Below are 12,552 nucleotides of genomic sequence, written 5' to 3'. Positions count from 1 at the left end.
GGACCTCCCCATCGACAGGCGTACGACGAGGCCCATCTTGCCCCATCCGGCCGCGCCCGCGTGGGGGACCGGTCAGCCCGGGGCGGTTCTCGGCGCCGGGTATACCCGCGCCACCACTTCGCCGGAACCGTCGCGGACCACGTCACCGTGCGCCACCACCGGCTTGCGCCTGCGCCCCCGACGACCGGTGGCCTCGGTCAACCCGCCGATCAACTGGTCGTGCGCCATCCGCCAGACCGGGCACGGCCACCGGCGGCCCCGCCGCCCGCGCCACGCCGACGACGGGCACACCGGGCAGCGCCCCGCCTCATCCGGCTGGTGCACCGACAACAGCAACCGCCAGCCCTCGGCCAGCCTGCTGATCCCACTGCGCGCCACCGGCACCAGCGCCGCCGCGTCCGAGTGGTCCGCGGCCTCGTCCCACTGCGCCAAACCGCGTAACACCGCGGCGCGCAACCCCTCGTCGCCCGGCGTCACGCCGACCCCGCCCGGTCCGCGGCCTCGTCCAGCACCACGCCCAACGACCGCGTCTGCTGCGCCGACAACACCGCCGCCGCCCCGGGAGGCGGCACCAACACGACCGTGTCGTCCTCCACCAGCACCGTCAACGCCCGGTCGCGACCGAACGGGTCATGGCACCCCACCCACCACCGGGGCTCCTCGTTCCTGGACTGCGTCATCCCCTGCACATCGGCCACGCGGGGGGTCACCCACAGGGTGACCAGCCCGCAATCACCCCAATGCTGGCTTCTTCACCTGAAAGTGTGGGTTGCTGGTGAAGAAGTAATCGAGACGCAACCGCCCCCCGCTTAGCCAACCTCCACCACTTATGCCTAAGCTATAGGTGGCGGCCCGCTCCCAGTGACCCCCAGGCTGGTTGAGCGGGCCGCCCTCGAAAGCCCTCCCCTGCTCGCGCTTTGCGCTTCGCCTTGTTCGAGGGCCTATCTCCCGGGGGGCGACCCCCCGGACCCCCACGGTGCGGCTGGGCGCGTGGGTGGGTTGGGGCGCGTGGGTGGGTTGGGGCGCGTGGGTGGGTTAGGGCGCGTGAGTGGGTTAGGGGCCTTGGGTGGGTTAGGGGCCTTGGGTGGGTTTGGGCGTGTGGGTGGGGGAGTGGGGGTTGTGTTGTGGGTGGGGGTGGGGGTGGGGGGTTAGTGGGGGAGGAGGGATTTTAGGGGGGTGTGGGGGAGGGTGTGGGCTTTGGCTACGGGGGGGTTTGTTAGGTGGCCTTGGTGGGTGTTTAGGCCTTGGGCTAGGGCGGGGGTGGTGGAGAGGGCCTGGTGCCAGCCTTGGGTGGCCAGGGCTAGGGCGTGGGGGAGGGTGGCGTTGGTGAGGGCGTGGGTGCTGGTGGTGGGGACCGCGCCGGGCATGTTGGCCACGCAGTAGAAGACGGTGTCGTGGACGTTGTAGGTGGGGTCCGCGTGGGTGGTGGGGTGGGAGTCCTCGAAGCAGCCGCCCTGATCGATGGCGATGTCGACCAGGACCGCGCCGGGCTTCATCCGGGCCACCATGGCGTTGCTGATGAGCTTGGGGGCCTTGGCGCCGGGGATGAGGACCGCGCCGATGACCATGTCGGCCTCGCGTGCGGCGTGCTCGATGGCGTAGGTGGTGGAGGCGAGGGTCTTGAGGCGGCCCTGGAACTGGACGTCCAGTTGGCGCAGGCGGTCCAGGTTGGTGTCCAGGACCGTGACGTCCGCGCCCATGCCCAGGGCGATGGTGGCCGCGTTGACGCCCGCGACACCGCCGCCGATGACGACCACCTTCGCGGGGAGGACGCCGGGGACGCCGCCGGGCAGCACGCCCCGGCCACCAGAGGGCTTCATGAGGGCGAAAGCGCCCACCTGGGGGGCCAGCCTGCCCGCGACCTCGGACATCGGGGCCAGCAGGGGAAGGGCGCCGGAGGGGGTCTGCACGGTCTCGTAGGCGATGGCGGTCGTCCCGGCGTCCAGCAGCGCGCGGGTCAGCGGCTCGTCGGCGGCCAGGTGCAGGTAGGTGAACAGGACCTGGTCCCGGCGCAGGTGCGGGTACTCCTCGGCGATCGGCTCCTTCACCTTGAGCACCAGCTCGCCCTCGGCCCACACGTCCTCGGCTGTGGGCAGCACCTTCGCGCCCGCGCCGACGTAGTCCGCGTCCGAGATCGCCGAGCCCTCGCCCGCGCCCGCCTCGACGAACACGTCGTGGCCGCGCGTGGACAACTCGTGCGCGCCCGCGGGTGTGAGGGCCACTCGGTACTCGTGGTTCTTGATCTCCCGGGGGACTGCGATCTGCACCGGCCTGGTCCTCTCGCTCGCGAATAGGTGTCCCTTACCACGGTCTCGCCGTCCCGGGCCGATGTCATCGTGCCCGCAGCACGATGTTCAACCGAAGGTGTAGTGATCGGGGCACGAGAGAACCTCAATGCCAGCGATCGGCGACCAACTGGATGAGCAACGCCACTCGGGTGTCCGGGTCGGCCAGGTCAGCGCCGAGCAGCGCGGTCACCCGGCCCATCCGGTACCGCAGGGTGTTGGGGTGGATGCCCAGCGCCGACGCCGCGGCCCGCGGGTCGCCGGGGTGGCGCAGCCACTCGTACAACGTGTCCCGATACCAGGAGTCCTGACCGTGCAAACGCGACAGAGGTCCAACCCCGCCGACGGCGCCCACCACCGCGGTGGCGGCCCGGTGCAGCACCAGCACAGCCCAGGCGTCGTCGTAGACCGCCAGCGGTCCGACCGCCAAACCCGCGCGCACCAGCGAAAGCGCCTCGTCCGCCTCGGCCCGTCCGCGCGCCAGCTCGCCGGGGTCCACCGCGGACCCCGCCGCGGCGACCGGACCGTCCGGTGTGGCCAGTGCGGCGCGCAGCGCGGGCCAACCGCCCTCGTCCGGCACGACCGCGTAGAGCACCCCGTGGGCCTCGGCCAGCGCCGTGCGGTTGCCGATGCCCGCGCCGAGCCGGTCGGCCAGCGCCAACCGCGTCCCCTCGTCGTGCGCGTCCACCGCCACCACCCGCAGCGGCCCCGGGCCCAGGTCCAGGCGCGCCGCCACCAGCCGCCCGCTCACCTCGCCGAACAGCGCGGCGCGCAGCAGCTCAGCGGACCGGCCGCGGTCGGCGTCGGCGCTGGCCCGCCGCCGCAGCAGGTGCAGCGCGACCACCGGGGCGGTGTCGGCGAATGCCTCGGCGCGCTCCTCCGACACCGGCCCGGGCACCACCGCCCACATCGATCCGAGCAGCTCCCCGCCCATCCGGATCGGCACGACCAGCCTGGGCTTGGTCCCGTCCGGCTGCTCCGGCACGAAGATCACCCGACCGCGCGACAGGTCGCGGAAGACCCCGCGCGAGCGGAACTTCGCCAGCACGTCCCGCGGCACCCGCCTGCCCACGATCGTCGAGACCCTGGCCTGGTCCGCCCCGTCCTGGCTGGCCGAGTGGGCCAGCACCCTGGAGTTGGCGTCCTCGATGGTCACCGGGGCGCCGACCACGGCGGCGGCCGCGTCGGCCAGGCCGAACAGGTCGCCGAACGGCTCGTCGCCCGGCGCGTCGAGCACCGACCGCAGCAGCCACACCAGTTGCGCCCACGACGTCCCGGCGGCCACCTCGACCACCGCGAGCCCGACCGCCCGCGCGGTCGCGAGCGCGGGCCCGGCCGCCAGTGGGGACTTGAGCAGCAGCGCCGCGGCCCCGCGGCCCCCGGCTGCGGTGGCCAGCGCCTCGGCGTCGGCCGGGGTGGCCGCGGCGACGCCGAGGACCAGGTCGCCCGCAGCGGTGTTGGCCCCGTCCGGGTCGGCGATGACGACGTCGGACACGGCGGTGGCGCCCGGCGCCACCAGCCGCAGCAGGGCAGGCCCGACCTGGGTCACCACGTCCTCGATGTCGGCCACGGGGTCCATTCTGGCCCGTGCTCAGCGCGTGGCGGCCAGCCAGGCGAGCGCGGCGACCGCGGCCATGCCCGCGGCGTTGGGGTGGACGGGGCTCGCCGGGGAGGCGGGCCGCAGCGGCTCCACCCAGCGCCGCACGGGCGGGGCGCAGGCGTCGCGGCCCTCCGCGTAGGGGTACGGGTCGACGAAGGTGTCGCCGTTCTCGGCCGCCGCGGCGGCGAGGGTGCTGTTGAGGAGGCGTTGGGTGGCGTCGAAGTAGGCGGTGTCGCCCGCGGCGAAGGGCACCAGCGGCCAGCAGCCCGCCCCGGCGGGCAGGATTCGCGGGTAGCCGACGACGACCACCTCCGCGTCGGGCGCGCGTTGGTGGATCGTGCGCAGCGCGGCGACGACGTCCTGGCCGGCCTTGGCGACCCTGGCCGCGAGCAGGTCGCTGCCGGAGGCGGTGTAGCGCCGCCTGCACCGGTCGCCCGCCGGGTCGGCGCTGCCCTCTCGCGCGCAGGTCGCCAGGACCTCGCCGAACCCCACGTCGTTGCCGCCGACGGTCAGCGTCACCAGGTCGGTGTCCGCGGTCAGCGCGGCGAACTGCGGCTCGGCCGTGCCCTGACCCAGGCGCTGCGCCGCGCGCAGGTCGGCGGTCACCGCGCCGCCGCACGAGACGTCCACGAAAGTGGGAACTTCGAGCCACTCCGCCAGCAGGGCGGGGTAGTTCGCCGTGGACCGCCCGCAGCCGCCCCCGGTCTGCTCCGGGATGCCCGGGCCCGCCGCGTAGGAGTCGCCCAGGGCCACATAGCGCTGGTAGGTCGGGATATCCGAAACATGTTCGGCTGATGAGGCGGCGGGTGTCCCGGCGGCCAGTGCGACCGCGCAGGCGAGCAGGACGCGCAGGCGCATGGGCGGATGCTCCCCGTCCGCCCGCGGGCGGTCAAACGAGAGCGTCCCACTCCGTGGGCGCGCCGACCAGCCCCCGGGCGATCGCACTAGGTTGCCAGGTGTGGCCGTTCTGACCGCTCGGCCGCACATCGACCTGCTGCGGGTCGTCAGCGCCGCGTGCGGCTGACCCTCCGCTCGACCACCTGACTCGACGAAGGAGCCCTTTCCCATGACCGATCCCGCGGCCTGGTCGTTCGAGACCAAGCAGGTCCACTCCGGCGCGGCCCCGGACCCGGCCACCGGCGCCCGCGCCACCCCGATCTACCAGACGACCTCGTACGTCTTCCGCGACACCCAGCACGGCCAGGACCTGTTCAGCCTCGCCGAGCCGGGCAACATCTACACCCGCATCAACAACCCGACCCAGGAGGTCCTGGAGAGCCGGGTCGCCGCGCTCGAGGGCGGCGTCGCCGCGCTGGCGTTCGCCTCCGGCTCCGCGGCCGTCACCGCCGCGATCCTCAACCTGGCCAACGCGGGCGACCACTTCGTGTCCAGCCCCTCGCTCTACGGCGGCACCTACAACCTGTTCCACTACACGCTGCCGAAGCTGGGCATCGAGGTCACCTTCGTCGACGACCAGGACGACATCGAGCAGTGGAAGGCCGCGGTCCGGCCGAACACGAAGCTGTTCTTCGCCGAGACCCTGGCCAACCCCGGCTCCAACGTCCTCGACATCCGCAAGGTCGCCGACGCCGCGCACGAGGCCGGTGTGCCGCTGGTCGTGGACAACACCGTGCCCACCCCGTACCTGGTCCGCCCGATCGAGCACGGCGCGGACATCGTCGTGCACTCGGCCACCAAGTACCTCGGCGGCCACGGCACCACCATCGCGGGCGTGCTGGTCGACGGCGGCACCTTCGACTTCGGCAAGGACCCGGCCAGGTTCCCCGGCTTCACCGAGCCGGACCCCAGCTACAACGGCCTCAAGTACTGGGAGGCCCTGGGCCCCGGCGCGTTCGCGGCCAAGGCGCGCGTGCAGGTCCTGCGCGACACCGGCGCGGCCGTGGCCCCGCTCAACGCCTTCCTGATCCTGCAGGGCATCGAGACCCTGTCGCTGCGCATGGAGCGGCACGTGGCCAACGCCCAGGCGCTGGCCGAGTGGCTCGAGCAGCGCGACGAGGTGGAGAAGGTCTACTACGCGGGCCTGCCGTCCTCGCCGTACCACGCCACGGCGCAGAAGTACCTGCCGCGCGGCGCGGGCGCCATCGTCTCCTTCGACCTGCGCGGCGGCGTCGACGCCGGTCGCAAGTTCGTCGACGGCACCGAGCTGCACAGCCAGTTGGTGAACATCGGCGACGTGCGCAGCCTGATCGTGCACCCGGCGTCGACCACGCACAGCCAGCTCACCCCCGCCGAGCAGCTTGGCAGCGGGGTCACCCCGGGCCTGGTCCGGCTCGCGGTGGGCATCGAGAACGTCGAGGACCTCAAGGCCGACCTGGAGGCAGGTTTCCGGGCCGCCAAGGCCGAGCTGTGAGTGCCCTCCCCCCTCCCGCTCGGGAGGGGGACCCGACCGGGCCCAGGCGCTTCGCGGCCCTGGGCCCGGTCGGTGCTCTCCCGTCGGTCACCCTCGCCTACGAGACCTGGGGCGAGTTCGACGGCTCCAACGCGGTCCTGGTCGAGCACGCCCTCACCGGCGACGCGCACGCCGGGCCGGACGGTGGCTGGTGGGAGGGGCTGATCGGCCCCGGGCGCGCCGTGGACACCGACCGGTGGTTCGTGGTGTGCCCGAACGTGCTGGGCGGTTGCCAGGGTTCGACGGGGCCGTCCTCGACCGCGCCGGACGGCGTCGCCTGGGGCAGCCGGTTCCCCCGCGTGGGCATCCGCGACCAGGTCGACGCCGAGGCGCTGCTGGCCGACGCGCTGGGCATCGGGACGTGGGCGGCGGTGCTGGGCGGGTCGATGGGCGGCATGCGCGCGCTGGAGTGGGCCGTGTCGCGGCCGGGGCGGGTCGCCGCGGTGCTGCTGCTGGCGTGCCCGGCGGCGGCCAACGCCGACCAGATCGCCTGGGCCGCGTCGCAGCTCGCCGCCATCCGCGCCGACCCGGACTGGCGCGACGGCGACTACCACGGCGGCCCGCACCCGGACGCGGGCCTGGGCGTCGCGCGCCGCATCGCCCACACCACCTACCGCAGCGCCCCGGAGCTGGCCGAGCGCTTCGGCCGCACCAGGGAGGTCGACGGCCGGTACGCCGTCGAGTCCTACCTGGACCACCACGCGGCCAAGCTGGTCGGCCGGTTCGACGCGGGCAGCTACGTCATCCTCACCGAGGCCATGAACGACCACGACATCGGCCTCGGCCGCGGCGGTGTGGCCGCCGCCCTGTCCAAGGTCACCGCCAGGAGCGTCGTCGCGGGTGTCGACAGCGACCGCCTGTACCCGCTGTCGCAGCAACAGGAACTCGCCGACCTGCTGCCCACCTCCGACGGCCTGCACGTGCTGACCTCTTCCGCGGGCCACGACGGCTTCCTCACCGAGATCGCCCAACTGTCCAGCCTGGTCAAGCGCCTGCTGGGCTGAGCCCGCCCCAGGCCGTGTTTCGAAAGACGCTGTTCGCGATAGCCGCACCGCCAGGAACCACCCCGATCACGACTCTCATCGAACGGACTTCCAAAACACGACCTAGCCGCGGGTGATCCAGGCCGGGACGGGCAGGTCGCGCGACAGGCACTCCTCGGACAACCGCAGCGTCCAGCGCAGGGCCTGCGCCATCAGGGTCGCCATCTCCGCCGGGGCGGCCTCGCGCAGCGCGATGTCCAGTTGCGCCTTCGCCGACTCGGTGTCGCCGTGCACCTCCGCCAGCAGCGTGCGCACGGCGGTGCGGACCGGCGGGTCGGCCTCGTCGATCGGCACCTCGTGGCCGTCGTCGTCGTAGACCTGCATCTTCACCGGGACCGTCCCGCCGGAGCCGAGGGCGCCGACCATGCCGCTGCACTCGCGGAACAGGATGAGCATCAGCTCCCTGGCGTCGGAGTGGCTGTCGTCCGCCCCGCCCACCTCGTCGGCCACCCGGTCCAGCGCGCCGTCGTCGGCGCCCTCCCGCATGGCGGCGAGGGCGTCAGCGGCGGCCGCGGTGAGGCGGCGCGTTCGGTCCGGGTCGGCGTCCACGGCCCCATCCTGCAACAGCCCCGGCCCGGCCGGGGAGATCAGGTCGGTCCGATTCGCTCACTTGGCGGCGGACTCGCCGTGCAGGACGTCCTCCACGTCGGCGGGGCCGCCGAAGGCGATGCCCTCGCCGGTGGTGGCGCCGTTGTCCGCCCACCACGTGGCTTCCTCCTGGTCACGCACCCCGAGCACACCGACCTCCAACCCGATCGAGGTCAGCTCGGCCAACAGGGTGCGGGTGGCGCGCACGGCGACCGCGTCGGCGGGCAGCCAGTCCGGGCGCCACCCGGAGAATGGGTCGCCGAGCACGATCGAGCGCACCCCGAACCGCTCCGCCAGCTCCAACTGGGCCGGGCCGCCGGAGAACCGGTGCAGGCCCGCGGTCACGCCCATGTCGACCAGAGTGCGCAGGTTGTCCCGGGCGTCGCCGCGCGCGTCGACGACGGCCGGGGTGTCCAGCAGCAGCTCCAGCAGGTGGGCGGGCACCGCCGCGGCGGCCAGGGCGTCGCGCACCGACCCGGCAAGGTCCGCGTCGGCGGTCTGGGCCCGGCTCAGCCGCACCCGCAGCACCGGGCCGTCGCCGGGGAACATGGCCCGCCACACCGGGAGCTGCCGGGCCGCGGTGGTGAGCAGCCAGGGCGCCAGCGCCACCGAGAAGCCGGTCAGCTCGGCCAGGTCGAGCACCTCGGGCAGGTCCGGGCGCGCGGCCGGGTCGAGCACCAGGGCCCGCACCCGCACCGCCGAGCGCTCGGCCAGCCCGATCACCCGGTCGTAGGCCACGACCAGCTCGCCGATCTCGTGCGCGGCGGGCAGCGCGGTCGCCGCGGCACCCAGCCTGCGGGCCCGGCGGTCGTCCTGCGGGTCGTGCACCGCCCACTGGTCGGGGCCGGTGGCCTTGGCCACGCCGAGCGCGGCCGAGGCCACCCGGTGCAGCTCGGCCGCCGACAGCTCCCCGGCCGGGCGGCGCACCACCCCGATGCCCGCGGTGACGGCCAGCCCGATGTCCCCGTCGTAGTACGGCTCGGCCAGCTCGGCGCGCACGAGGGCGACCAGCTCGGGGATGCCGGGCGTGGCGGGCCCGTCGAGCAGCAGCACCGCGAACTCGTCGCCGTCGACCCTGGCCACCAGCGCCTGCTCGTCCTCGACCAGCCTGGTCAGCCGGGCCGCCACCGCGCGCAGCAACTGGTCGCCCGCCGCGTGCCCGTGCGTGGCGTTGAGCAGGCCGAAGCCGTCGAGGTCCAGGCAGGCCAGCGTGGTGCTCGTCGTCGGCGCGGCCTGGGCGAGCAGCGTCTCGGCGCGGGTGGTGAAGTAGGAGCGGTTCGGCAGGCCGGTCAACGCGTCGTGCAGGCTCTGGTGGCTGAGCCGGGTGCCCAGCAGCTCCACCTCGCTGAGGTCCTGCACCATCGTCACCGCGTAGTCCGGGCGTCCCTCGTCGCGCACGATCGACGTGCTCACCAGCACCCACGCCGACTCGCCGTCGGGCCTGCGCACCTCGCGGCGGGTCGGGGTGGTGCTGATCGGGTCGTCGCCGAACAGGTGGTCCTCGAGGGCGGTCCCGCAGAGCTTCCCGGCCGGGCTGCCGAGGATCTCCGCCAGCGCCGGGTTGACCTCGACCAGCCGCCGGTCCGCGTCGGTGATCGCGATGCCGGTCGCCGCCTCGGTGAACACCTCGCGGAAGCGGTGCTCGGTGTCGCGCCGCCCGCGCTCGGCCTGCTGGACCGCGCCGAGCAGGGCCCGCTTGAGGTCCTCCTGCTGCTCCAGGGTCCGCGTGCGCAGCGCGGAGGCGTACCCGGCGGACACCGCGGCCAGCAGCCGCACCACCCGCCCGGCGGGGAAGCCCTCGGCCACCAAGCCGTCGGACAACACCCCGAGCGAGCTGGTGAGCGTGTTCTCACCGGTCAGCGCCCCGGTGACCATCATGGCGCCGACGTCCTCGCCCACCGCGGGGTCGAACGGCTCGACTGACAGCGCGCCCACGAGCGAGTCGGCCAGCCCGGCCACCAGCGTGCGCACGTCCGTCGCGGACCTGGGCACGTAAGCGGTGGCCGCGACCGCGCGCAGCCAGGCGTCGACCAACTCCTCCTTGGCGCTCACCGCTGCTAGCGCTTGCGGCCGACGCCCGCGTAGATGCCCGCCCGGCCCGGGTCGTCCCCGTCGTCGAGGCCCGCGTCCGGCCGCCACAGCGCGGTCGGCACCACCCCGGGCTCGACCAGGTCGTAGCCGTCGAACAGGGCGGTGACCTCGGCCAGCGTCCGGGGGTACATCGGGTCCCGGCTGGTCTTCATCACCTCGACGATCCGGTCCATCTCCTCGGGCATCAGGTCGCGGGTGAACTGCGACAGCGCCAGGTAGCTGCCCGCGACCATCGGGTCGCGGTACCGCGCGACGATGCCCGCGGGGTCCTTGGCGGGGGCGACGAAGTGGAACACCCCGGCCGTGATCAGCCCGATCGGCTCGTCGAAGTCCAGCAGCGCCCGGGTCTCCGGGGCGTCGAGGACCTGTTCCGGCACGGCCATGTCCGCCTGGACGATCGTCGCGCCGGGGTTGTCCTTGAGCATCATCACGCTGTGCGCGTAGGCGACTTCCTCGTAGTCGACGTACACCACGCGCGCGCTCGGGTCGGCGTCCTGGGCGATCTCGTGCACGTTGCCCACGGTGGGGATGCCCGACCCGAGGTCGAGGAACTGGCGCACCCCCTGCGAGATCATGAACAGCACCGACCGGCGCAGGAACGCCCGGTTGTGCCGCGCGATCTCCCGCCCGTTGGGCTGGGCCTTGAGGAACCGGTGCGCCAGGTCCCGGTCGTGGGCGAAGTTGTGCCCGCCCCCGAGCAGGTAGTCGTACAGCCTCGCGGCGCTGGGCCGCTCCATGTCAATGCCCTCGGGCACCCAGTCGTTCGGCTCCACCACGAGACAGCCCCTCTCGTCCTGTTGCGTGGCGGACAGGTTACCCACCGCAGTGTCCGCGTGGTCGAGGTGCGCCCGACTTTTTTGGGACGTCTGTGCCCGGGTGGCTCAACCGGCGCTGAACCCGGGTTGGAGTCCGTCCCGCCCGACCGGCGCGTGCACGAGCGCCGCCATGGCCATGTCGGTCAGCAGGTCCGCCATCTGGTCGCGGTCGAGGTGCCTGCTGTGCGGGGTCGAGTTGATCAGGCCGAACACCGCGTGCGCGGCCGCCCTGGCCGTCGGCTCGGACACCGCGGGGACCGAGGTGCGGATGACCTCGACCCAGGTCTCGACGTAGCGGCGCTGCAACGCGCGGACCTTGCGGCGGTCGGGGTCGGTGAGGTTGCCCAGGTTGCGCTCTTGGACGGTGATCAGCGCGGGGTTGTCCAGGGCGAAGTCGACGTGGAAGCGGACGAGTTCGCCCAGCGTGGCGCCGGGTTCGGCGACGGTGGCCACCCTGGCCTGGCCGCCGGTGAGCAGCACCTCGCTGATCGAGGTGAGCATCTCGCCGAGCATGGCGTCCTTGGACCGGAAGTGGCGGTAGAGCGCGGGGCCGGAGATGCCCACCGCGGAACCGATGTCGTCGATGCCGACGCCGTGGAAGCCGTGCCGGGCGAACAGCTCGGCGGCGGCGGCGAGGATCTGCTCGCGGCGGGTGGGCTTGGGGTCCGTCGACTCGGCTGAAAGGGCCACACGGGGCATCGTACGGGCGTCTGGTTAGCGCTTGCTAACCGACTGTCGGGGGCGTCACCCCCTGCCGGAGTGGCAATTGTTAACTACTTGTATCGCGTTCCGGTGGGCACTTTTCCCCTGGTAGGGATGACAACTGTCGGGGATCCGCCAGAGTCGGAGGCTGGAAATGCGCATCACTCATTCATTGGCCGCGGCGGCCTTCGCCGTCGTGACCGCGGTGGGGCTGGCGGCTCCCGCCGCCGCGGCCCCCGCCGCGGGCAAGTACGTCGCCCTCGGCGACTCCTACGCCTCCGGCACCGGTGCTGGCAGCTACGGCGACAGCGGCGGCTGCAAGCGCAGCGCCAACTCCTACGCGCGGCTCTGGGCCGACGCCAACGCCCCGTCGGCGTTCTCGTTCGCCGCCTGTTCCGGCGCGGTCACCTCGGACGTGCTCGACAACCAGCTCTCCGCCGTCACCGCGGACACCGCCCTGGTCACCATCTCCATCGGCGGCAACGACGCGGGCTTCGGCACCGTCATGACCAACTGCAACCTGGGCTCGGACGCGACCTGCGTCGCCGAGAACGCGGCCGCCCAGGACTTCGCCCGCTCCACCCTGCCCGGCAGGCTGGACAGCGTGTACTCCCAGATCGCGGCCCGCGCCCCGTCCGCGCGGGTCGTCGTGCTGGGCTACCCGCGCATCTACCAGCTCGGCGGCTCCTGCTCGATCGGCCTGAGCGAGACCAAGCGCGCCGCCGTCAACGGCTCCGCCGACGCCCTCGCCGAGGTCGTCTCCGCCAGGGCCGCCGCCCACGGCTTCACCTTCGTCGACGGCCGCACCGCCTTCAGCGGTCACGAGATCTGCGCCTCCGGCGACCGCTGGCTCAACAGCGTCACCTACCCGGTCGACGAGAGCTACCACCCCAACGCCGCAGGCCACAGCGGCGGCTACTACCCCGCCCTCCGCGCCGTCACCGGCTGACCCGAGTCTTCGCGCGGGGCGCGCCCCTGGACGGTACTGTTAGTCAGCGCTAACATCACGAGCAGGGTT

12 protein-coding genes are annotated in these 12,552 nt (G+C 73.4%); 3 read left to right on the top strand and 9 right to left on the bottom strand.

Annotated features, from left to right (window positions below; all coding sequences use genetic code 11):
- Positions 1-72: 72 nt before the first annotated feature.
- The 5 genes from GCL84_RS18020 to GCL84_RS18000 all read right to left on the bottom strand — a co-directional run bounded on the left by GCL84_RS18020 (position 73) and on the right by GCL84_RS18000 (position 4,743).
- A complete protein-coding gene (locus GCL84_RS18020; RefSeq protein ID WP_235926392.1) occupies positions 73-477 on the bottom strand; it encodes a hypothetical protein in 405 nt (134 codons plus the stop codon).
- The gene (locus GCL84_RS18015) at positions 474-680 is read right to left on the bottom strand and encodes a hypothetical protein (protein ID WP_156756652.1); all 207 of its coding nucleotides are present in this window, start codon (positions 678-680) and stop codon (positions 474-476) included. Before GCL84_RS18015 ends, GCL84_RS18020 begins: the two co-directional genes overlap by 4 nt.
- A gap of 468 nt (positions 681-1,148) precedes the next feature.
- Entirely contained in the window at positions 1,149-2,267 is a 1,119-nt protein-coding gene (ald, locus tag GCL84_RS18010) for an alanine dehydrogenase (protein WP_156756651.1), read from the bottom strand.
- Between the two features lie 124 nt (positions 2,268-2,391).
- Positions 2,392-3,855 carry a PucR family transcriptional regulator gene (locus tag GCL84_RS18005; RefSeq protein WP_235926391.1) on the bottom strand — a complete coding sequence of 488 codons (1,464 nt, stop codon included), beginning with the start codon at positions 3,853-3,855 and terminating at the stop codon, positions 2,392-2,394.
- Positions 3,856-3,876: 21 nt separating this feature from the next.
- On the bottom strand, positions 3,877-4,743 hold the full coding sequence (locus GCL84_RS18000; RefSeq protein ID WP_156756649.1) for an SGNH/GDSL hydrolase family protein: 867 nt from the start codon (positions 4,741-4,743) through the stop codon (positions 3,877-3,879).
- Positions 4,744-4,951: 208 nt separating this feature from the next.
- Here GCL84_RS18000 and GCL84_RS17995 point away from each other — a divergent pair, with 208 nt between their 5' ends.
- Both GCL84_RS17995 and metX read left to right on the top strand, forming a co-directional pair.
- On the top strand, positions 4,952-6,256 hold the full coding sequence (locus GCL84_RS17995) for a bifunctional o-acetylhomoserine/o-acetylserine sulfhydrylase (RefSeq protein WP_156756648.1): 1,305 nt from the start codon (positions 4,952-4,954) through the stop codon (positions 6,254-6,256).
- Complete coding sequence (gene metX, locus GCL84_RS17990; protein ID WP_156756647.1) at positions 6,253-7,299, top strand: homoserine O-acetyltransferase MetX; 1,047 nt, start codon at positions 6,253-6,255, stop codon at positions 7,297-7,299. The genes GCL84_RS17995 and metX overlap by 4 nt, the downstream gene beginning before the upstream one ends.
- A gap of 102 nt (positions 7,300-7,401) precedes the next feature.
- Here metX and GCL84_RS17985 read toward each other — a convergent pair whose 3' ends face one another.
- The 4 genes from GCL84_RS17985 to GCL84_RS17970 all read right to left on the bottom strand — a co-directional run bounded on the left by GCL84_RS17985 (position 7,402) and on the right by GCL84_RS17970 (position 11,522).
- Positions 7,402-7,887, bottom strand: a complete 486-nt coding sequence (locus GCL84_RS17985) for a hypothetical protein (protein ID WP_197523331.1) — start codon at positions 7,885-7,887, stop codon at positions 7,402-7,404.
- A gap of 57 nt (positions 7,888-7,944) precedes the next feature.
- Complete coding sequence (locus tag GCL84_RS17980; protein WP_156756645.1) at positions 7,945-9,978, bottom strand: bifunctional diguanylate cyclase/phosphodiesterase; 2,034 nt, start codon at positions 9,976-9,978, stop codon at positions 7,945-7,947.
- Between the two features lie 5 nt (positions 9,979-9,983).
- Positions 9,984-10,772: an SAM-dependent methyltransferase gene (locus tag GCL84_RS17975; RefSeq protein WP_268891361.1), complete on the bottom strand. Its 789-nt coding sequence runs from the start codon at positions 10,770-10,772 to the stop codon at positions 9,984-9,986.
- Positions 10,773-10,898: 126 nt separating this feature from the next.
- Positions 10,899-11,522, bottom strand: a complete 624-nt coding sequence (locus GCL84_RS17970; RefSeq protein WP_235926389.1) for an SACE_7040 family transcriptional regulator — start codon at positions 11,520-11,522, stop codon at positions 10,899-10,901.
- Positions 11,523-11,688: 166 nt separating this feature from the next.
- On the opposite strand from GCL84_RS17970, the gene GCL84_RS17965 reads away from it, so the two are divergent.
- Positions 11,689-12,483 (top strand): SGNH/GDSL hydrolase family protein, encoded by a 795-nt coding sequence (locus GCL84_RS17965; protein ID WP_156756642.1) that lies wholly within the window; start codon positions 11,689-11,691, stop codon positions 12,481-12,483.
- Positions 12,484-12,552 lie beyond the last annotated feature (69 nt).

It is taken from the genome of Actinokineospora pegani (assembly GCF_009745975.1).
Lineage (GTDB): Bacteria > Actinomycetota > Actinomycetes > Mycobacteriales > Pseudonocardiaceae > Actinokineospora > Actinokineospora pegani.
The sequence above is the reverse complement of the archived record's forward strand: the minus strand, read 5'-3'. Positions and strand labels throughout refer to the sequence as shown.